Source organism: Streptomyces camponoticapitis (assembly GCF_014646115.1).
Lineage (GTDB): Bacteria > Actinomycetota > Actinomycetes > Streptomycetales > Streptomycetaceae > Streptomyces > Streptomyces camponoticapitis.
Genome location: NZ_BMMV01000010.1, coordinates 26158 through 46307 on the forward strand (window position 1 = coordinate 26158; position 20150 = coordinate 46307).

The following is a 20150-nucleotide window of genomic DNA, read 5'->3' on the forward strand; positions in this document are numbered from 1 at the left end:
GGATTCGTCCCGAATTGCAGTGCCTGGTACGCACGGCGTTACATGGGTTGCAGGGGGTTTACGGGCGTCGCACCGAGACCGTGGACGCCCCGGACGGTCGCGCCCGACTGCGACGTGATTCCTCGACCCGGCGGGGGGCCTCTGGGAGGCGGAACAATGACACCTACCGATGTAGAGAAGCAGCTGGGATGGCCGCGGCTTCGCCTGGACGAATGGGCCGAGACGCGTGACACCCTGCATATGTGGATGCAGATCGTCGGAAAGGTACGGCTGGCCCACACCCCTCTCATCAATCACTGGTGGGCGGTCGCGCTGTATCCCACGCCGCGCGGTCTCTCCACATCGGGAATTCCTTATGGGCGGGGAATGTTCGACATTGAATTCGACTTCGTCGACCACAGGCTGCTGATGCGCGAGAGCAGCGGTGGTCAGCGTGAATTCGCCCTCCGGTCCATGCCGGTGGCGGAGTTCTACGACCGGGTCATGGACAGCCTGCGCGAGATCGGGGTGACCAGCGCGATCCAGAATCATCCCAATGAGGTCGAGGTGGCCGTCAATTTCACCGAGGACTTCGAACACCGCGTCTACGATCCGAGCCCGGTCCACCGCTTCTGGCTGCAATTGCTGCAAGCGCATCGAGGATTCACGGATTTCCGCTCCTATTTCGGCGGAAAAGTGAGCCCTGTGCATTTCTTCTGGGGTGCGATGGATCTCGCCTGCACCAGGTACTCGGGCCGCACGGCGCCGACCCACCCCGGGGGCGCACCCAACTGCGGAGACTGGGTGATGGTCGAGGGGTACTCAGGTGAGCTGAGCAGCTGCGGATTCTGGCCCGGGGGTGGCGAGGAGGGGGCGTTCTATTCGTACGCCTATCCGGAGCCCCTCGGCTATTCCGATACGCCGGTGAGCCCGCCGGAGGCGTACTACAGCCACGAGGAGCACGAATTCCTGCTGCCGTACGAGGCGGTGCGGCGCTCCGACGACCCCGACCGGACTCTGGCGGCCTTCCTGCACAGCACGTACGAGGCCGCGGCGGAGCGCGGGGACTGGGACAGGGCGGCCCTGGAGCTGGATCCCCAGCGGTGGGCGACCGAACAGGGCCGCGCCCGGCGGGACGTCCGTCGGCCGGCCGGGGGATGAGGAGGGAAGCCACGATGACCCACGAACCGGGGCCGCTGAGCGACGACGTGCTCGACCGTGTGGCGTGCGCCTCGCTCGTCGACGCCATGGGCCGTACTCACGGGCACCGCGCGCACATCCTCAGCCTCGTCAGCCCCGCGCCACGCAGACTGTTCGGCCCCGTCGCCACGGTGGCCTATCTCCCCTACCGGGACGACGTGCCGCACGCCGACTTCGGGGACCTCTTCACCCAGGCGATGGTCGGCCGCGCGGCGGGCACGGTGCTGGTGCTGTCCAGCGGGGGCTACCCCGATGCCTCCCACGGCGGTGGTACGAAGCTCTCCCGGCTGGAGAACACGGGCGCGGCGGGGGTCCTGACGGACGGCCGTCTGCGGGACTTCGACCAGTTGGCCGACTACGGGTTCGCGACCTGGTGCGCAGGAGAGGCGACGATGGCGGGCGGCGGGACCGCGATGCCGTTCGCGGCCAACGTCGCCGTGGAGGTCGGTGGTGTCAGCGTGTTCCCCGGGGACTACCTGTACGCGGACGCCAGCGGAGCGGTCGTGATCCCGAACGGAAGCCTGGAACGGGTCGTGGACGAAGCCCTGAAGGTCGAGGCCGAGGACGCCGGCTTCGCGCAGGAGATCGCGGCGGAGGACGGGACGTCCGCCCCGGAGCCCTGACCCCGCTGATCAGGGAGCTTCGGGCGCTGTGTCCGCGGACGGGCTGAGCGGGCCCTTCCCTCGCCGACCGCGAGGATTCGCGTTTGCGGATAAAATAGTACGTATGTGTACGGGTGGTGTACCCAGCGATCACGCGCCTCGGGTCCTGCACGATTTCGAGCCGCGTACCCCTATGCCCCTGGAGCCGGTCGACTCGGTGACCGTCACCACGCTGATGGACAATGTCACCGACCTGATCATGGCCGACCGAGGTCCCGCACGGCGGCTGCCACCGACCACCAGGATTCCCGCGTCCACCATGACGGAGGAGTCCGTACCCGACGCTCTGGTGGCCGAGCACGGATTCTCCGCCCTCGTCACCGTGGTCAAGAACGGCCATGAGCACCGGTTCCTCTTCGATGCCGGCACCAGCCCCGACGGGGTCGTGGAGAACATGCGCCGCCTGCGGATCGATCCCACCTCCATCGAGGCGATCATCTGCAGTCACGGGCACTTCGACCACACCACCGGGCTCGACGGGCTGATCCGCGCCCTGGGCGGCCGGGTCAACCTGCCGGTGCTGATACACCCGCACTTCTGGCGCAGCCGCCGGATGGCCCTGCCCGGTGTCGAACCCATGGAACTTCCCACGACGAGCCAACGGGCCCTCGAAGGCGCCGGATTCACGGTGATCGAGGAGCAGCAGCCGAGCTTCCTCTTCGAGGGATCCGTCCTGGTCACCGGCGAAGTGCCCCGGACCACCGGGTACGAGCCCGGCTTCCCGCCGCAGCAGGCGTGGCTGGGCGGGAAGTGGGAGCCCGACCCGCTCGTCCTCGACGACCAGGCGCTGATCATCGATGTCCGGGACAAGGGGCTGATGGTCCTGACCGGGTGCGGCCACGCGGGTGTGGTGAACATCTGCCGTTACGCGCGACGCCTCACGTACGACCGCCCGTTGCACGCGGTGGTGGGTGGAATGCACCTCAACGGGAGGGCGTTCGAGCGTCTCATTCCCCAAGTGCTCGCGGATCTGGGGGAGATGACGCCGTCCGTCCTCATTCCCGCCCACTGCACCGGGTGGCGGGCCCAGCACGCGATGGCCGAACGGTTCGGTGACGCGTTCATCCCCAACACGGTGGGCACCGCGGTCACCCTGTGAGTGGTGTTGCGCGCCCCGTGGTGGGCGGGGGTATGTGTGGCAGGAACAGGACCGCGTCGAAGTCGGTGAGCGTGGTCGGGGAGAGCGGGAAGTAGCCGGGATTGTCGGTGGTGCGCGTCGTCAGGCCGGGGGATTCGGTTGCCAGCTCGGTCAGTTCGCCTTGGGAGACCAGACGGGGCGTCGACGTGGTCGAGGCCAGCAGCCCTTCCAGGGTGTCGGCCGGTGGTTCGTCGATGCCCGCGTGGGGCGCGGAGCCGACCGCCGTGGCGATGACCGCGTACTGCGGACCGTACGTGCGGGCGAGGTGGGCGCCGGCCGGGACCCAGGGGACCTCCAGCGGGCCGATCCGCATGCGCGCCGGATTCCGCCGCAGGTGCTCGTTCTGGGCGAAGACCAGGACGGGGCCGTTGCCGTGTTCGCGGGTGGCGAGAGCGCGCAGATTGGCCGCCATCATCGCGTCGCGAACTCCAAGACCGCGCTCCAGCCGCTCGTTCGGATCGGTGCGGGCCAGGACGGCGTGGTAGGCGAGCAGGCCGGCGGCGGTGCGGGCGCCGAGTTCGGCCTCGCGCAGCGCCTCCGGGGAGCAGCCCCCGGCGACCTGGGGTGTCAGCGACGTGAGCAGCCAGCCGAGGTCGTCGGTGATCACCCGCAGCTCGTGGGCCTCGGGCGAATCTCCGACGGCCTTCGAGGGGTCCATGATCACCTCGGGGTTGGTCCATCTGTCCTCGTCGCCGATCAGGGCGTCGATCCGGCTCCACCGGTGCGGCACGGGCTCGCAGTTGGCCGCGAGGAAGGTGTGCAGCATGCGCAGGGGCTCGCGCGGGCTCCGCGCCCCGCTGTGCTCCATCGGCGCGTCGACCCCGGCGAAACGCACCCGGTCGGCCGGAGGGCAGGTGCCGTTGTGCTCGCCGAGCCATTCCACCATCGCGCGGTTCCCCGGCGCGGCCCCGAACCCGTGGCTGATGCCGTCGGTCATCACCCGGTCGAGGTCCCCGTCGCCGAGGAGGACGTGACGGTCGACCAGGCGCCCCGCGAGACAGTCCGACTCCAGGGCCACACAGCGGCACCCCTGGTGGTCGACCAGCCCCCGCAGCAGGTCGTTGCGCAGTCGCGGGAAGGTCTCCTCGCCGTGGAACGGCTCGCCCAGAGCCAGCAGTCGCGGCCACCGCGTCCGTGCCTTCAGGAGTTGCGCGACTGCCGCGTATATCGATTCGTCAAGTGCCATGGCTTCGATGGTATCTTTGACGTTTCGATTGAAGGTTGTACGCCAAGTGCCGGGGATGGCGGTCCACAACCCTCAAACGATGGCCACACCTGGAGGGGAACCGTATGCGGCCCGTGGACCTGGCTCGGCCGCACGGGCTGTCCGGTCAGGCCATCCGTAACTACGAAGCGGCCGGCATCCTGCCCGCCGCCGGGCGCACCGCCTCCGGCTACCGCGACTACACGAGCCTGCACGTCGCCGCCCTGCGGACCTTTGTCGCCCTCATCCCGGCCCACGGTCACGCCGCGGCCCGCTCGATCATGGCGCTGCTCAACACCGGCCGCGCCGAGGAGGCGCTCACCGTCATCGACCGCAGCCACGCCGAACTGCTCTCCGACCGGCGGACGCTGGACTCGATCGAGCTGGCGCTGACGGAGTTGACCCAGTCCCCGGACGAGCGCCCGGCGCACCGCGCCGCCACGGTCGGCGCCCTCGCCCACCGGCTCGGCCTCCGGCCCGCGACGCTGCGGCGGTGGGAACGGGCCGGCCTGCTCCAGCCTCGACGGGATCCCGCCACCGGGTACCGGACGTACGCGCCCGGTGACGTCCGGGACGCCCATATCGTCCACCAACTGCGCCGCAGCGGGTACGTACTCGCCCAGATCGCGCCGATCCTGGGTGAACTGCGCGACGTCACGACCCCCGCGTCGGCCGCGTCCGCCATCGCGGAACGCCGCCACCGGCTGCACACCCGCGCCCTGGCCATGCTCCACGCGTCCGCCGAGACCGGCGACTATCTGCACGAGCGGGACCGGCACGGGGAGAACGGCTGACGCCACCGCGCTCCCAGCCGTTGGTTTTCGCGCCCCCCGAACGGCGTAAGCGTCGTTGGGCCCCGCTCACCAAGATCAATAACCTGTCGCCCGGCGCGTGATCACGCGCCTCTCGGCGAGGGAAGGCGAGCGACCCCAGTGAAACTCCCGATGTTGCGGCGCATGGCGCGGCTCGGCGCGGCGACCGCGCTGCTGACGATGCTCGGCACCGCCCCGGCCGGTGCGGCCGACGAGTGGCGTAGGACGGGCGGCGACGCCCGGAGCGGTGTCAGCGGCATCGCGTACGAAGGCCGTACCGGAGACGGGGTGCGCGTCCTGGTCGTGCACGACAACAAGCGCGGCGGGCAGGCGCGCCTGTCCCGGATCACCCACCGGGACGGCTCCGACAGCGTCTCCCCGATCACCTGGGACGGGGCCGAACCCGTAGACCTGGAGGCCGTCGAAGCCGTTCCTGGTCTGCCCGGGGAGTATCTGGCGCTCGCCGCCCGCGGCATCGTGTACCGCCTGAAGGTCACCGACTCCACGGCGACCGTCGTCGACTACACGCCGCTGCCGGCGATCGGCGAGGGCGACGACTTCGAGAGCTTCGCGCTCGTGTCGCAGAACGGGAGAATCGCCGCTCTCTGGGCGGACCGTGGAGCGGGGGCGGACCGTCCGGCCACGCTGTACGCGGCGCCGCTCGCGTTCGCCTCGTGGGGGCAGCCGCAGTTCGGCGGCGTGACGCACCGGGCCTACCGGACGGCGTACCCGAGCGACAGCGTGGCCCGCCATATCTCCGACATCTCGGTGACCGACTCGGGCCGGATCATCGCGAGTTCGGCCGCGGACGCCGGTGACGACGGACCGTTCGACTCCGCGGTGAGCGACATGGGCCGGGTCACCGTGTCGGCGGCCGGGCGGGTAAGGGTCACGCTCGATGCGTCCCCGGCCGTCCTGGGGACGTTCCCCGAGTACAAGATCGAGGGCGTGGAGTGTCTGCCCGGCTCCACCGAGGCACTCCTCGGCACGGACGACGAGAACCGCGGCGGATACGTGCGGGCCATGCCGTACTGCGGCCGCTGACGCACCGTCAGACAGACGGAAGCGCCGGACGGTCCGGGCCCGCCAGGCCCGGCCGTCCGGCGCGTCAGCCGCGACTCAGCCGCGGGTTCACCACCGCGTCGGCCGAGAGCCGCGACTCAGCGACGGATGCCGCACGTGGCCGTCGCCGTCCGCGACGGATCGCTCTCCGAACGGGCCGTCAGCGACACCTTCCCCGTCCGTGCGGCGCCGTGGCCCGCCGCCACCGCGACCTTCACCTCCGTCGAACGGCCGGCCTCCGCCGTCGCCAGCCGGTTGGGCAGCGCCACCCGCCAGTTCTTGCCGTCGACCCGCGCCGTCAGCCGGTAGACGTCCGACTTCTGGTGCCGCGCCGCCGAACCGCTCGCGCCGCGCCCGGTGTTGGTGAGGTCGAAGCGGCACGTCGTCCCCTTGCCGTCCGGCTTCCCCTCGGGGCTGCCGTGGCCCAGCGCCACACCCCGCTTCTGCGGCCCCGACCCGTCGAGCGACCGTACGGCGATGACATAGGACAGCTCGCCCTTCCGGTTCAGCCGCTTGTCGATGACGTAGAAGTGCAGCCTGTTGGCGCTGTCGACGTACTCGTACTCGCTCCCCGAGTTGGTCCCGGCGTGGAACAGGCCGTCGTTGAGCTGGCGGTAGTCGCCGATGGACCGCATCACGGGCGTGCCGTCCGGCTTCGTGTAGTCGACCATGCCGATGTCCTGCGGATTGGCGTCGACCATCCAGCTGAAGCAGAGATATCCGCAGCTGTTGTTCTCGTTGTCGTAGGGCTTGTTCCTGGTCAGCATCACCCCGTTGTCGGGGGTGAAGGAGTCGGTGCCGATGCGCTGGACCGTCTCGATGGTGTAGTCCGTGAAGCCCGGACCCGCGCACATCGGGTCCGTCGCGACGTCGCACGCCGGTGTGCGGTCCTTGCCCAGAGAGATACGGACCCCCTGGAGCGCGTCCTTGCGCACGGCGGCGGTACGGGCGCGGACCTCGAACACCGCCGGGCCCGAGGCCTTGAGCGCCTCGGGGTCGAGTTCGAGGACCTGCTCGTCGTCGATGAAGCCGAGCTTCATCCTCGTACGCAGCGTATGGCCGGCGGGCATCGACGCACCCTGCGTCGCCGGCACCTGCCAGCGGTTGTGCGGGCCGCCGGGTCCGTTGAACGAGCCGCGGTCCATGCCGTCGAAGGGGCCGGTGCCCGAGCGGTGGTACGGCCGCACATACGGGTTGTTGGCGTTGTCGCCGATGTCGAACGTGTGGGTGATCTCGTGGGTGATCGTCCCCGAGCTCTCGCCCTGGCGGATACCGGAGTTGCCCCAGAGCTGGGAGCCGGCCTTCCACGAGGTCCACTCCGTGTAGCGGCCCCGGACCCAGTTCGGCAGCGACGGGTCGGGCGGTCCCCACTCGTCGGGGATGTCCTCCTTGTTCTGGAACATCATCTCGCCGAACTCCTGCCAGACGGAGGTCTCGTCGTAGCCGGCGTAGAGACGGAACACCCGGTCGTACGTCTTGGACTCGGCCTCGCCGACGTCGTCGAGCCACATCGGGTCGATGTCGTCCTCGATCGAGCCGTCACAGGTGTGTTCGGAAGGGCACCCCTCGCCCTCCTGGCCGATGTCGTTGATGCCGTACTCGTAGGACGCGCGCGGGGCGCGGTAGGGCGAGAAGGGGACGAACTCGACGCCGATCCGGCCGTCGGTCTGTTCCATCCAGTACTCGTTGACGGTGTGCCCGTGGTTGAGCTTGCTCGGCTTGTTCCAGAAGTCCGCGTAGAACTGGGGGACTTCGGCGCGCGACACCGGATCGATCTGGGGGTTCTTGAACACGTCGCTGCCCTTGGGCAGCGTCATCACGAAGGGCTGATCGGGGAAGTCGACGGCCAGTACGGCGATCTTCAGCTTCTTCTCGGTCGGCTGCCGCTTCGGATCGGCCCAGTCCGTACCGGGCACGGCCCGGTAGTCGCTCCAGGTCATGTCCTGCTGGTCCTGCCAGGTGGACGGGTCGACGGGGGCGAACGGATCGCCGCGCTTCTCCTTACCGGTGCCGGCCGCCGCGGCGGAGGCGGAGCCGGGCGCCGTGGTCGCGGCACCCGCCCCGGCGCCGGCGGCGAGCAGGGCGGCCGACAGAGCGACCGCCACCACCAGCCGTGAACGTTTGCGGGCTGAGCGCATGAGAACCCTCTCCTCAGAGAACGAAGCCGTTCGGGAACGGATCCGCGGGATCCAGCAGATAGTTGGCCGTTCCGGTGATCCACGCGCGGCCGGAGAACTCCGGCACCACCGCCGGTACCCCCGCGACCTCGCTCGTCCCCACCAGCCGCCCGGTGAACCGGGTCCCGATGAAGGACTCGTTGATGAACTCCGTGTCCAGTGCCAGCTCTCCCCGGGCATGGAGCTGCGCCATCCGGGCGCACGTGCCGGTGCCGCACGGAGACCGGTCGAACCAGCCGGGCTGGATGGCCATGGCGTTACGGGAGTGCCGCGCGTCCGAGCCGGGCGCCAGGAACTGCACATGCTTGCAGCCGCGGATCATCGGGTCCGCCGGATGCACCGGCGGATTGTGCGCGTCGACGGCTCCCGAGATCGCCAGCCCCGCCGCCAGGATGTCGTCCTTGCGTGCCCGGTCGAAGGGCAGCCCGAGGGACGCCAGGTCCACCACGGCGTAGAAGTTGCCCCCGTACGCCATGTCGTACCGGACCTCGCCGAGACCCGGCACCGTCACCTTCGCGTCGAGCTCCAGCGCGAAGGCGTCGACATTGCGCAGTGTGACCTTCTCGGCCACCCCGTCGCGCACCGTCACGCGGGCCTCCACGAGCCCGGCCGGGGTGTCGAGACGTACGAGGGTCTCGGGTTCGGTGACCGTCACCATCCCGGTCTCGACCAGTACGGTCGCCACCCCGATCGTCCCGTGTCCGCACATCGGCAGGAAGCCGCTGACCTCGATGTACAGGACGCCCCAGTCCGCGTCCGGACGGGTCGGCGGTTGCAGGATCGCGCCGCTCATCGCCGGATGCCCGCGAGGCTCGTCGACCAGGAAGCGGCGCAGTGGGTCCAGATGCTCCATGGCGTGGCGGCGGCGCTCGGCCATCGTGTCGCCGGGGACGGGCGCCACCCCACCGGTGACCACGCGCGTCGGCATGCCCTCCGTGTGGGAGTCGACCGCGCTGATCGTCCGCACGCTGCGCATCAGACCGCCTGCCGCACGGTGTCCGTGGCGGCGTCCCCGGCCTCCGCGGACGCCGCCGCCTCCGTCGCGAGGAAGTCGATCGCCTGCCGCATCTCGGCGGTGATCAGCTCCCGGTGGGCGGGGATCAGCGGGCCGCGCGGCGGGCGGCAGGGGCCGCCGTAACGGCCGACCATCTCCATACCGAGCTTGATCGCCTGGACGAACTCGGTCCGGGAGTCCCACCGGAACGCCGCGACCAGCGGCCGGTAGAGCGCGCGGGCCTCCTCCAGCCTGCCCGCCGTGGCGAGTTGGAACAGCCGCGCGGACTCGGCGGGGAAGACGTTGGGGAAGCCGGCGAACCAACCGGTCGCCCCCATCAGCATGCTCTCCAGCGCCACGTCGTCGGCGCCGCTGATCACGTCGAGACCGGGCGCCTTCTCCTTGATCTCCAGCACGCGCCGCACATCGCCGGAGAACTCCTTGACCGCGAGGACGTTGTCGATCTGGGCGATCTCCGCGAGCAGGTCGGGCGTCAGGTCGACCTTCGTGTCGACGGGGTTGTTGTAGACCATGACCGGCAGTCCGACGGCGGCCACGGCCTCGAAGTGCGCCACCACCTCGCCCGCGTTGGCGCGGTACATGGTCGGCGGCAGACAGAGCACCCCGTCGGCGCCGTCCTCGGCGGCGGCCTCCGCCCACCGCACGGCCTGGTGCGAACCCGGCCCGTGCACGCCGACGACGACCTTGCCTCGTCCGCGTACCGCCTCGACGGCCGTACGGGCGACGGTGCGGCGTTCCTCGTCGGTCAGCGACGAGTACTCGCCCAGCGACCCATTGGGGCCGACCCCGTCGCAGCCGTTGTCGACGAGCCAGCGGCAGTGCTCGGCGTACGTGTCGTAGTCGACGGCCAGGCCGGCCGGGGCGGAGGTGTCCTGCCGGTAGGGCAGCGCGGTCGCGACGACGACCCCGGTCAGCGGGTTGGGCCTGGTCGGCTGCTTCGGCTCGTTCGTGGTGGTGCTCATGAAGTGCTCTCCTCCGCGGGGGAGTCGGTGGGCGTGGACGGGGTGGCCGGAGTGGCCGGGGTGGCCCGGCCCGGCGGGGGCTCCGGCGGGCGGGCCAGTTCACCGAGCCTGATCGGCTCGGCGACGGGACGGTGGTGCGGGCCGGCGCCCTGGTCGGTACTGCGGCGCAGTTCGGCGACGGTCGGGCCGCAGACACGTGCCTGGCACGGTCCCAGGCCGGCCCGCGTCGCCAGCTTCGCCACCTGGGGCTCGGTACGGGTGGGATCGGCGGCCGACCGGCACACCGCCGCGTAGGTCGTCTCCTCGCAGCGGCAGATCACGGTGTCGGGCCGCAGCCAGCCGGGCCAGGCACGGCCGACGGGGTGCGCGAGCGCCAGCCGGGCGGCGAACGCCCTGCCCTGGTCGCGGCTCCGGCCCAGGGTGACAAGCGCCCGCGCGCCCCGGTCGCCGCCCGCGGCGATCCAGCCGGCCACGGCACCCTCGGCGCGCGCGGCCGGGGCGCCGGCGACACCGGTGATCTCGCCCGCCGCGTACACGCCCGGCCGGCTCGTACGCTGGTCGTCGTCCACGGACACGAACACGTCGGCGGGCGATCCGGCGGCGGACCCGCCCGCTGCCGGGCGCAGGTCGCACCCGGCGGCGACCGGCAGTTCCAGCTGTGGGGTGAACCCGTGACCGACGCACAACGCGTCGACGGCGGTGACGTGTTCGCTGCCGGGCACCACCGACCAGTCCGCCCGCACCCGGGCGGTGACGATCTCCTCCACCCGGCCGTCCCCCCGGGCCTCGACGACCGCCCGGCCCATCCGGTAGGGGACCCTGTGGCGCCCCAACCGCGCCGTGTACGAGAGGAGTTCGCCGGACTTGCCGAGCTGCGAGGTGAGTTCCCACGGGCGGCGCAGCCAGCCGCGCGCGACAGCCGCCGGTCCGGCCGCCTCAACCACGGCGAGCACCCGCGATCCGGCCTCCAGCAGTGACGTCGCCACCGGCAGCAGGAACGGCCCCGTGCCGGCGACCACCACCCGGTCCCCGACGACCACGCGCTCTCCCTTGGCCAGCGCCTGGGCCGCGCCCGCCGTGTACACACCGGGCAGGTCCCAGCCGGGGAAGGGAAGCACCCGGTCGTGGGCGCCCACGGCGAGCACCAGGGCGTCGGGCTCCAGCACATGGCGGCGCCGGGGCGTACCCCGCAGGACATGCACCAGCGGAGGCCCGTCGTCGGCGGAGTCACGGCGCTCCAGAGCCCATACGGAGCTCTCCGCCCACCAGGAACAGCGCGGATGCCCGAGCACCCGGCGGCTGCGCCGGTCGAAGGAGCGGTAGCCGTGCTGAAGGGCTCCGGGGTCGGTCGCCTCGTACGCCTCGGGCAGCATGCGATGGTACTGGCCGCCGGGCCGTTCGGCCGAGTCGATCAACGTCACTTCCGCACCCGCCGCCAGCGCCGCGTCGGCGGCGGCGAGACCGGCGGGTCCGGCGCCCACCACGACGACATGACGGCCCGTCACCGCGCTCGCCGCCCGTCCCGCTCGTCGCCCTGGGCCCGCGACTGCGTGGTGACCGCGTCGCCGTCCCTGGCGCGGCGGCGGCAGGCCCGTACGTCGCGCTCGTCGTTCACCGTCACCAGGCAGTCGAAGCAGACACCGATACCGCAGAAGACACCGCGCGGCGCTCCCGACGGCGCCCGGCGCCAGGCGGGCCGGCCGGCGGCCAGCAGCACTCCGGCGACGGTCTGGCCGGCGATTCCGGTGAGGGGTTCACCGTCCACCGTGATGGTGAGCGGCCGCTCCCGGCGGCCGGCCGGGTCGGACGCGGCGGGTACGAGACGTGGGCTCATGGTCCCTCCTCGGTGGTGGGGGCGGTGTGGGGCGGGGAGTTCGGAGCCTCGGTGACGGTCGGCGGACCGCCGAGCACCGCCGGGCGGTCGACCCGGAACGGACTCGCGTCGATCGCCGGCGCGGTGCCCGTCAGGAGCTCGCGTACGAGCCGCGCGGTACCGACCGACAGCCCGATACCCGCCCCTTCGTGCCCGGTCGCGTGCCAGAGGCCGGGCAGTCGCGGGTCGGCGCCGATGACCGGCAGATGATCGGGGACGTACGGGCGGAAGCCCCCGTACGCCCGCATCACATGCACGCCCGCCAGTGACGGGAAGAGCTTGAGCGCCTTGGCCGCGATCGCCGACAGCACCTCCGGGCGCGTCCGGTCGTCGAAGCCGACGCGCCGCCTCGACGACCCGAGGAGGACGGTGCCCGCCCGGGTGGACTCCACCACGGCGGACGTCTGGAGATCGCCAGCGCCGCTGCCCACCGCGCCCACGTAGTCGGCGTCATAGACCTTGTGGAAGACCGTCGGCGGCAGGGGAGTGGTCACCAGGACCTCGCCGCGACGCGGGCGGATGTCCAGCGGCACACCGAGCCGCCGGGCGACCTCGCCCGACCAGGGCCCGGCGGCGTTGACGAACACGTCGGCCTCCACCTGCCCGTCCGCCGTGCGCACCGCCGTGAGCCGGCTGCCGCGCGTCACTCCACCGAGCACCTCGCGGCCGGTACGCAGTCGGGCCCCGGCCCGCAGTGCGTCGGCGAGGAGGGCGGTGGCCGCGCCGGCCGGCTGGACCTGTGCGTCGTCGGGATAGTGGACGGCGGCCGTACGCCGCTCGGTGAGGAACGGCTCGGCCGAGGTCAGGGCGTCGGAGTCCATGGCTTCGGCCCGTACCCCCGCCGCGCGCTGGGCCGCCGCGAACGGCAGCAGCGCCTCGGCGCCCCCGGCGGTGGTCGCCACGACGATGCCGCCCTTGGGGTCCCACTCGACCGCGTCGACCTCCTCCGGGGAGGTCCGCTCGGTGAGGGCGGCCAGCACCTCGGGCCACAACCGCCGCGACAACTGGGCGAGTTCGAGTTCCGGACCGGGGCCCTTGTCGGAGACCAGGATGTTTCCCTCGCCGTGCGAGGTGGTCGCGGCGGCGGCCCCGGCGCGGTCCAGTACGAGGACGTCGAAACCTGCGAGCGCGAGTTCGCGGGCGCACGCGGCGCCGATGATGCCGGCGCCGATGATGACGACTCGTGTTCGGTCCACCAGACCTCCGCGTTCTGCATAACGAACGAAGCTGAGGCTATGGCGGCGTACCGGAGGTGTCAACGGCATCCACGGACGGAACGTCGGCCGGTCTCGCGCGGGTCCGTCCCGCCCGCCCCGCCCGGTCGCGCACGCGACGTCTTCCGCGCGCGAGCCGGTGCGCCCTCAGTGGGGCATGCTCGGCTCCTCGTTCCGGGCGCTGCCGCCCGACCGGTAGTGCAGCAGCAGTACCGAACGCACGGGCCCGTCGTTCGCCGCGTAGCGGTGCGGCAGGGAGGCGTCGAACGACACGTAGTCGCCGGGCCCCAGTTCGACCTGGTGGCCGTCCACCTCGACGCTCAGCGTGCCGCTCTGCACCACCGTGTGCTCGGTGCCCGCGTGTCCGAGCGACGGCTGCTGCGCATCGGCGCGTACCTGCTGGTCGTACACCTCCACGATGACTCCGCCCGCCTCGATCCGCCGCAGCGGACGCAGGTCCACGCCCTCCCCGCTCAGCACGTCCACATCGGCGGCACGCACCACGGTCACCGCCTCCGCGTGCCCGGTGTCCAGCAGATCGGAGATGGGCACCTCCAAGGCGCGGGAGAGGCTGAAGACCGTCTCGATGGTCGGATTCCCGGTGGCCGACTCCAGCTGCGACAGGGTCGCCTTGCCGATCTTGGACAGCCGGGACAGCTCGGAGAGTGACAGGCCCCGACGGCTCCTCTCCCGGCGGAGATTGGCGGCGAGAGCGCTGCGGACCGGACTGCTGGGGGACATCGCGGGGTCTCCTTCGACCGTCAGGTCTGTTCGCTTCAGTAGGCGGCGCGCGGCGATACGGTGTTCGGTATCACGAACGAAGTGCTGTGCGCGTCGGGGACGGGCATCGTATCGACAACCGCCGACCCGTCCCCGCGCGGTGGTGACCGGGGATTCACCACCGCACCGCGTGACGGCGCCTCAGCGCACCGGCCGGGCGCAACCTCACGCACCCCCTCGGAAGCAGCGAGCGGGGGCGGGGTCGGACCTTGGACTGATCGTGTGTCAGGACCGGGCCTTCGGAGGTCACTCGCGGCGCGCGGCACCGTTCGCGTTTCCGCGTGGCGCCGGTGTGTGGAGCCTCCGCGGGCCCGGCTCAGCCGCGGCCGAGCCCCGGCAGCGTGCGCAGGAAGCGCAGTTGCTCCCGATCCTGGAAGTGGCCGCCGCCCTCGTGGCGGTTCCACGGCCAGACGCGGATGTCCTTCGGTCCCGACCAGTGGTTGTAGGCCGCGAACACCGTCGACGGCGGGCAGATGTCGTCCATCAGAGCCGCCGAGAACAGCGCGGGGGCGCCCGCGCGCGCCGCGAAGTTGACCCCGTCGAAATAGGACAGCGTCGTGAACACCCGCTCGGCCGACTCCCGGTGGGTACGCAGATACGTCCAGATCTCCCGGTACGCGTTGCCCTCCACCATCTGGAGCGCGCGCCGGTAGTGGCACAGCGAGGGCTGGTTGACCAGGGCGGCGCTCACCCCGTCGGTCAGCGCCGACGCGGCCAGCGCGATGCCGCCGCCCTGGCTGCCGCCCGCGATGACGATCCGCGCCGGGTCGACCGACGGATGCGCGCGGGCGGCGTCGACGGCCCGCACCGCGTCGGTGAACACCCGCCGGTAGTAGTAGTCCGCCGGATTCTCGATGCCCCGGGTGACCATGCCCGGGGACGACGCGCCGCCGCTGCCGTGCGGGTCGCCCGTCGCGCCCGGCTGGAGGGAGCCGCCCTGGCCGCGGGTGTCCATCAGCAGATGCGCGTATCCGGCGGACGGCCAGGTCAGCCACTCGTACGGAAAGCCGCGCCCGCCGCCGTAACCGAGGAAACCCACCACGCACGGCAGCGGCCCGGTGGCGGACGCGGGCACCAGCAGCCAGCCGGCCACCAGGTCGCCGCCGAAGCCCGGGAAGCTCACGTCGTACACGTCCACCTCGGTCAGACAGGCGTCGTACGGCGTGAAGACGGGAGGTCGGTCGTGGCCCCGCGCCTCGGTGAGCGTCCCGGCCCAGAAGGCGTCGAAGTCCGACGGCTCCTCCCGGTCGGGGAGGTAGCCGCGCAGCTCCTCCAGGGGCAGGTCCATCAGCGGCATGGCGGGGTTCCTTGTCGTGGCGGCGCGGGGAGCCGCGGAACGGCTTCAGGCGCGGTCGGCGCCGTGCACGGTCAGCGTGTCCGGAGCCTCCACCCGGACCTGACCCGTCGCGTCGACCCGTACGGCCAGGGGCGCGCCCGCCACCCGCAGACCGGTCAGAGTCAGCGGACCCATGCTCCCGGCGGCGCCGGGCGAGACGCGCAGCGTGCCTCCGGGCACATCGGCCTCCAGCCCGAGCGCGGCCTGGAGCAGGGCGACCGCGGACGCCGCCGACCAGGCCTGCGGACGGCACGACGCCGGATACGGGGCGGGCACGCTGTCGGCGGCCGAGCCGTGGCCGGCGAACAGCTCGGGCAGCCGGCCCTCGAACGCCGTGGACGCGGCGACCAGACCGTCGGCGAGCGACGCGGCCTCCGCCGGGAAGCCCGCCCGGACCAGGCCGTGCACCGCGATGGCGGTGTCGTGCGGCCAGATCGACCCGATGTGATAGCCGAAGGGGTTGAAACCGGTGGATTCCGTGCTCAACGTACGCAGTCCGAAACCCGAGTTGAGTTCGGGCCCGGCCAGCCGGGCCGCCAGCAGCGCGCTCTCCTCCTCGTCCAGGAGGCCGGTGCCCAGCAGATGCCCGAAGCCCGAAGTGACCGAGTCCACCGGGCGTTTGGCGGCGTCCAGTGCCACGGCCGGATAGCGGCCCGTCTCGTCCTCGACCCAGAAGCTCTCCCGGAAGCGGCGCTTGAGCCTGCCCGCCCACTCCTCCCAGCGCTCCGCACCGGGCCGGCCGAACGCGCGCAGCAGCGCCGCGCCGCCCATGGCCGCCTCGTAGCCGTACGCCTGGACCTCGCACAGCGCGATCGGGGCCTCGGCGAGCCGGCCGTCGCGCCAGCGGATGGCGTCGCCCGAGTCCTTCCAGCCCTGGTTGGCGAGCCCGAGGCCCGAGACGTCGATGTACTCCAGCAGGCCGTCGCCGTCCGCGTCGCCGTACGCCGCCAGCCACTCCAGGGCCGCCTCGGCGTGCGGCAGGAGGTCGCGCACCTGCTCGGGGTCCATGCCCCAGCGCCAGGCGTCGTGCAGCAGGATCACCCAGAGCGGGGTGGCGTCGACCGTGCCGTAGTACACCGGAGGCAGGGACGCGCCCTCGTTGAGCAGACGGCTCTCGCGGCGCACCTCGTGCAGGATCTTGCCGGGCTGCTCGTCGGTGCGCGCGTCGGTGGTGGTGCCCTGGCGGCGGGCAAGAGTGCGGAGGGTGCCCGCCGCCAGGTCGCTGCCGAGCGGCAGCAGCATGCGTGCCGCCCACAGCGAGTCACGGCCGAACAGGGTCAGGAACCAGGGCGACCCCGCGGCCAGGAACTGGTCCTCCGGGTGTTCGGGATCGGACAGCAGCAGCCGCTCCAGATCGCCGACGGACCGGGCGAAGAACTGGTCCATGCGGTGATCGGCGCTGCGCAGCCCGGTGGGCGACCACGGCACGGCGTCGCGCGCCACGGCCGGGAAGCGGAGGGGTTCGTCATCGCTGACGGTGCACTCCAGAGTCGTACGCCACGACTCGCGCGGCGCCAGTGCCACCTCGAACCGGAACTCCCCCGCGGCCGCGTCGATCCGGGGGGAGCCGGAGGAGGCGCGCAGCCGGACACCGATCCCGTCCCTGCGCCACACGAGCGCGCCGTCCTCGGCATCGGCGGGCAGCGGGTCCGAGCGGCGGCCGGACTTGACGTCGTTCATGCTGACCAGGTCGCTGGCGGCGCCGACCACGACCTCCAGCCGTATCTCCTTCACGCCCGCGTTCGCGATCTCCAACTCCTCGCGCAGCACGCCCGGTTCGACCGAGCGCACACGGTGCAGCGTGACGGCCGGATCGGCGGTGTGCTCGCCGATGCCGCGCAGGACGGAGCGGAAGGCCGTCCTGTCGGCGGAGGCGAGGGTGTTGCTCACAGGGAGGACCGGCACTCCCTCGGCCCGGACGGAGAGGCCGGAGAGGAGCCGGCGGTCGCCGTGGAAGAACCCGTCGGCCCCGCCCGCGATGTCGCCGGCCGGGCGGGACAGCACCAGGCTGGGCGCGTAGAGCGTCGTGCAGACGTCGTGCAGGAAGGGCTGCAGGCCCTCGGTGACGACGTCCCCGGGGGGATGGTGACCGGCGGGGTTTCCCTGGACGACCGTGTTCACTGTGTGGCGCCTCTCGTGATTTGGATCGATCTAAAATCACCTTAACCCTTGCCAACCTGCCGTGGGAAAGAGTTTTATCGATCCATTGCAGATGCGGCGCCGCATTTCGAGCGGTCGCCGTGCGTGGAACGGAGGCCGTTGGTGGCACGTACGACGTCGGCAGGCGGGCGCAAGGGAGGGCCGGTCACCCTGGCTCTCGTGGCCCAGAGGGCAGGGGTGTCCACGCAGACGGTCTCCAACGCGCTGAACTCGCCCGAACTCCTCGCGCCCGGAACCCTCAAGCGGGTCCGCGAGGCGCTTGACGAGCTGGACTACCGGCCCCACCGCGCCGCGCGCTCACTGCGCACACGCTCCAGCAGACTGATCGGATACGGCGTCCAGCCCACGCCGCCCGGTCTGTCGACGCCCGTGTCCGACCACTTCCTGCACGCGCTGTCGGACTCGGCGGACCAGGCCGGCTACCGCATCCTGCTCTTCGCCGCGCTCCTCGGCGCGGACGACGAGGCCGAACGCTACGACGAACTGCTCCGGGAGCACTCCGTCGACGGGTTCGTCCTCAACAACACCTACCGCGGCGACAAGCGGCCCGGCTGGCTGCACAAGAAGGGGGTTCCGTTCGTCGCGTTCGGCCGCTGGTCTGCGAAGGACACCGGCGACTGGGTGGACGTGGACGGAGCGCACGGCACCGCCGCCGCCGTCGACCACCTGGTGGCCGCCGGGCACCGGAAGATCGCCTTCCTGGGCTGGCCGCGCGGCTCGGGCGTCGGTGACGACCGGGCCGGCGGCTGGCGCGAGGCGATGCGCCGGCACCATCTGCCCGTACGCGACCTGCGGGTGTCGTCCGTGGACGAGGTGGACGCCGCCCGCAGCGCGGTCGCCCGCGTCGTGGGCCGCGCCACCGCGGTGGTGGCGGCGAGCGACACCCTGGCGCTCGGCTGCTACCGCGCGCTGCGGGACGCCGGGCTCAGTCCGGGGCGTGACGTGGCGGTCGTCGGCTTCGACGACTCGCCCGCCGCCCGGCTCCTCTCGCCGAGTCTCAGCAGCGTTCGCCAGCCGCTGGACGAGGTCGGCCGGGCCTGCACGCGGATCCTGATGGACCGCATCAAGGACCCGGCCGCCGCACCCGAGCGCGTGCTGCTGGCGCCCGAACTGATCGTCAGGGAGAGCTCGTCGGCCGAGCACCGGCCCTGACCCCGCGTCCCCGATCCCCGCCCCCCGCACCGATCCACCCCCCGCGCCGCCCCCGTCCCCGAAGACCCCGACAGCACGTCCCCGACAGCGACAGCTGGAGAGAGAAGCAGATGAAGAAGAACAGAGCCGCGACCGCCGCCGCAGTGTGCGGCGCGCTCCTCATAGCCGGATGTTCGTCCGACTTCGGCAGCGACAGCGGCGCCGAACAGGACAGCTCCGAGAAGCAGAAGCTGACCGTGATGATCGGCTCCTCCGGCGACGCCGAGACGAACGCGGTCAAGGCCGCGGCCGCCGCCTGGGCGAAGAAGACCGGCAACACCGTCACGGTCGTACCGGCGCAGAACCTCGACCAGCAGCTCGGCCAGTCGCTGGCCGGCGGCAAGCCGCCGGACGTCTTCTACGTCGGCTCGTCGGTCTTCGCCAACTACGCCAAGGGCAACTCCCTGTACGCGTACGGTGACAAGCTCACCGACAAGGACGACTTCTCCGCCACGCTGCGCAACTCCTTCAGCTACGAGGACAAGTTCGTCTGCGCGCCCAAGGACAGCTCCACCCTCGGTCTGGCGATCAACACCAAGATGTGGAAGGCCGCCGGACTCACCGAGGCCGACTACCCCAAGAGCTGGGACGATCTGACGAAGGTCGCGAAGGAGCTCACCACCGACAAGGTCAGCGGCCTCGTCGTCAACAGCTCGTACAACCAGCTCGGCCCCTTCCTCAAGCAGGCCGGCGGCTGGATCACCAACGCCGACCAGACCGAGATCACGGCCGACAGCCCCGAGAACGTCGAGGCGCTGACGTACGTCAAGAAGCTGCTCAACGACGGTGTGCTCACCTACCCCAAGCAGGTCGACGCGGGCTGGGGCGGCGAGGCGTTCGGCGCGCAGAAGGCCGCCATGACCATCGAGGGCAACTGGCTGACCGGCGCGATGACCAACGACTACCCGGACGTCGACTACACGGTCGTTCCGCTGCCCAAGGGCCCGGCCGACCAGGGCACGCTCTCCTTCAGCACCTGCTGGGGTGTCGCCAACAAGAGCTCCCACCGGGACGCGGCCGTCTCGCTCGTCGAGGCCTTCACCACCGCCGAGCAGCAGGTGACGTTCGCCGACGCGTACGGCGTGATGCCCTCGCGCACCAGCGCACTGGCGACGTACGAGAAGCGGCACCCGCAGGACAAGGCGTTCGTGGACGGCTCCGCCTACGCGCAGGGCCCGGTCACACTGCCTGGCTTCACCAAGGTGCTGGAGCAGTTCGACACGGACCTGGCGGGGCTGGCGAAGGCCGACCCCAGGAAGATCCTCGGCGACCTGCAGACCAACGGTGAACAGGTCCTCAAGAGCAACGGCTGACGGGCAGGCCCCACCGTGTACGACACCCGCCGGGGCGCACGGTCCCCGGCGGGTGCAGGAGGAGAGAGAAAG

At 71.6% G+C, this 20150-nt stretch carries 17 protein-coding genes; 7 read left to right on the plus strand and 10 right to left on the minus strand.

Going from position 1 to position 20150, the window contains the following annotated elements; genetic code table 11:
- Positions 1-156: 156 nt before the first annotated feature.
- From IEY79_RS17100 to IEY79_RS17110, 3 genes are all read left to right on the plus strand, one after another.
- Positions 157-1140, plus strand: coding sequence for a DUF5996 family protein (locus IEY79_RS17100; RefSeq protein ID WP_189108359.1), 984 nt, complete (start codon positions 157-159; stop codon positions 1138-1140).
- 14 nt (positions 1141-1154) lie between these two features.
- Complete coding sequence (locus tag IEY79_RS17105; RefSeq protein ID WP_189108360.1) at positions 1155-1802, plus strand: RraA family protein; 648 nt, start codon at positions 1155-1157, stop codon at positions 1800-1802.
- 172 nt (positions 1803-1974) lie between these two features.
- Positions 1975-2940 carry an MBL fold metallo-hydrolase gene (locus IEY79_RS17110; protein WP_189108361.1) on the plus strand — a complete coding sequence of 322 codons (966 nt, stop codon included), beginning with the start codon at positions 1975-1977 and terminating at the stop codon, positions 2938-2940.
- On the opposite strand, the gene IEY79_RS17115 is transcribed toward IEY79_RS17110, so the two are convergent.
- Positions 2930-4165 (minus strand): erythromycin esterase family protein, encoded by a 1236-nt coding sequence (locus IEY79_RS17115; RefSeq protein WP_189108362.1) that lies wholly within the window; start codon positions 4163-4165, stop codon positions 2930-2932. The genes IEY79_RS17110 and IEY79_RS17115 overlap by 11 nt on opposite strands.
- Before the next feature lie 104 nt (positions 4166-4269).
- Here IEY79_RS17115 and IEY79_RS17120 point away from each other — a divergent pair, with 104 nt between their 5' ends.
- The gene (locus IEY79_RS17120; RefSeq protein WP_189108363.1) at positions 4270-4977 is read left to right on the plus strand and encodes a MerR family transcriptional regulator; all 708 of its coding nucleotides are present in this window, start codon (positions 4270-4272) and stop codon (positions 4975-4977) included.
- Positions 4978-5139: 162 nt separating this feature from the next.
- On the plus strand, positions 5140-6039 hold the full coding sequence (locus IEY79_RS17125; RefSeq protein WP_229700924.1) for a hypothetical protein: 900 nt from the start codon (positions 5140-5142) through the stop codon (positions 6037-6039).
- A gap of 116 nt (positions 6040-6155) precedes the next feature.
- Here IEY79_RS17125 and IEY79_RS17130 read toward each other — a convergent pair whose 3' ends face one another.
- From IEY79_RS17130 to IEY79_RS17170, 9 genes are all read right to left on the minus strand, one after another.
- Positions 6156-8195 (minus strand): metallopeptidase domain-containing protein, encoded by a 2040-nt coding sequence (locus IEY79_RS17130; RefSeq protein WP_189108365.1) that lies wholly within the window; start codon positions 8193-8195, stop codon positions 6156-6158.
- 13 nt (positions 8196-8208) lie between these two features.
- A complete protein-coding gene (locus IEY79_RS17135; RefSeq protein ID WP_189108366.1) occupies positions 8209-9210 on the minus strand; it encodes a proline racemase family protein in 1002 nt (333 codons plus the stop codon).
- Positions 9210-10211: a dihydrodipicolinate synthase family protein gene (locus IEY79_RS17140; RefSeq protein ID WP_189108367.1), complete on the minus strand. Its 1002-nt coding sequence runs from the start codon at positions 10209-10211 to the stop codon at positions 9210-9212. The genes IEY79_RS17135 and IEY79_RS17140 overlap by 1 nt, the downstream gene beginning before the upstream one ends.
- Positions 10208-11716 carry an NAD(P)/FAD-dependent oxidoreductase gene (locus IEY79_RS17145; protein ID WP_189108368.1) on the minus strand — a complete coding sequence of 503 codons (1509 nt, stop codon included), beginning with the start codon at positions 11714-11716 and terminating at the stop codon, positions 10208-10210. The genes IEY79_RS17140 and IEY79_RS17145 overlap by 4 nt, the downstream gene beginning before the upstream one ends.
- Positions 11713-12045 carry a (2Fe-2S)-binding protein gene (locus IEY79_RS17150; protein WP_189108369.1) on the minus strand — a complete coding sequence of 111 codons (333 nt, stop codon included), beginning with the start codon at positions 12043-12045 and terminating at the stop codon, positions 11713-11715. The genes IEY79_RS17145 and IEY79_RS17150 overlap by 4 nt, the downstream gene beginning before the upstream one ends.
- A complete protein-coding gene (locus IEY79_RS17155) occupies positions 12042-13280 on the minus strand; it encodes an NAD(P)/FAD-dependent oxidoreductase (RefSeq protein WP_189108370.1) in 1239 nt (412 codons plus the stop codon). Before IEY79_RS17155 ends, IEY79_RS17150 begins: the two co-directional genes overlap by 4 nt.
- Positions 13281-13445: 165 nt before the next feature.
- A complete protein-coding gene (locus tag IEY79_RS17160; protein ID WP_189108371.1) occupies positions 13446-14039 on the minus strand; it encodes a helix-turn-helix domain-containing protein in 594 nt (197 codons plus the stop codon).
- Between the two features lie 355 nt (positions 14040-14394).
- Positions 14395-15375: an acetylxylan esterase gene (locus tag IEY79_RS17165; protein WP_189108372.1), complete on the minus strand. Its 981-nt coding sequence runs from the start codon at positions 15373-15375 to the stop codon at positions 14395-14397.
- 45 nt (positions 15376-15420) lie between these two features.
- On the minus strand, positions 15421-17535 hold the full coding sequence (locus IEY79_RS17170) for an amylo-alpha-1,6-glucosidase (protein ID WP_189108373.1): 2115 nt from the start codon (positions 17533-17535) through the stop codon (positions 15421-15423).
- A gap of 141 nt (positions 17536-17676) precedes the next feature.
- Here IEY79_RS17170 and IEY79_RS17175 point away from each other — a divergent pair, with 141 nt between their 5' ends.
- Positions 17677-18726, plus strand: a complete 1050-nt coding sequence (locus IEY79_RS17175) for a LacI family DNA-binding transcriptional regulator (RefSeq protein WP_189108374.1) — start codon at positions 17677-17679, stop codon at positions 18724-18726.
- A 110-nt stretch (positions 18727-18836) separates the two neighbouring features.
- Complete coding sequence (locus IEY79_RS17180; RefSeq protein ID WP_189108375.1) at positions 18837-20078, plus strand: sugar ABC transporter substrate-binding protein; 1242 nt, start codon at positions 18837-18839, stop codon at positions 20076-20078.
- Positions 20079-20150: the final 72 nt, after the last annotated feature.

Coding starts and splice junctions, on each gene's coding strand:
- IEY79_RS17115 (WP_189108362.1), bottom strand. CDS start 4,165: ATGGCACTTGACGAATCGATATACGCGGCAGTCGCGCAACTCCTGAAG.
- IEY79_RS17180 (WP_189108375.1), top strand. CDS start 18,837: ATGAAGAAGAACAGAGCCGCGACCGCCGCCGCAGTGTGCGGCGCGCTC.
- IEY79_RS17160 (WP_189108371.1), bottom strand. CDS start 14,039: ATGTCCCCCAGCAGTCCGGTCCGCAGCGCTCTCGCCGCCAATCTCCGC.
- IEY79_RS17120 (WP_189108363.1), top strand. CDS start 4,270: ATGCGGCCCGTGGACCTGGCTCGGCCGCACGGGCTGTCCGGTCAGGCC.
- IEY79_RS17110 (WP_189108361.1), top strand. CDS start 1,975: ATGCCCCTGGAGCCGGTCGACTCGGTGACCGTCACCACGCTGATGGAC.
- IEY79_RS17150 (WP_189108369.1), bottom strand. CDS start 12,045: ATGAGCCCACGTCTCGTACCCGCCGCGTCCGACCCGGCCGGCCGCCGG.
- IEY79_RS17135 (WP_189108366.1), bottom strand. CDS start 9,210: ATGCGCAGCGTGCGGACGATCAGCGCGGTCGACTCCCACACGGAGGGC.
- IEY79_RS17105 (WP_189108360.1), top strand. CDS start 1,155: ATGACCCACGAACCGGGGCCGCTGAGCGACGACGTGCTCGACCGTGTG.
- IEY79_RS17130 (WP_189108365.1), bottom strand. CDS start 8,195: ATGCGCTCAGCCCGCAAACGTTCACGGCTGGTGGTGGCGGTCGCTCTG.
- IEY79_RS17125 (WP_229700924.1), top strand. CDS start 5,140: ATGGCGCGGCTCGGCGCGGCGACCGCGCTGCTGACGATGCTCGGCACC.
- IEY79_RS17100 (WP_189108359.1), top strand. CDS start 157: ATGACACCTACCGATGTAGAGAAGCAGCTGGGATGGCCGCGGCTTCGC.
- IEY79_RS17165 (WP_189108372.1), bottom strand. CDS start 15,375: ATGCCGCTGATGGACCTGCCCCTGGAGGAGCTGCGCGGCTACCTCCCC.
- IEY79_RS17140 (WP_189108367.1), bottom strand. CDS start 10,211: ATGAGCACCACCACGAACGAGCCGAAGCAGCCGACCAGGCCCAACCCG.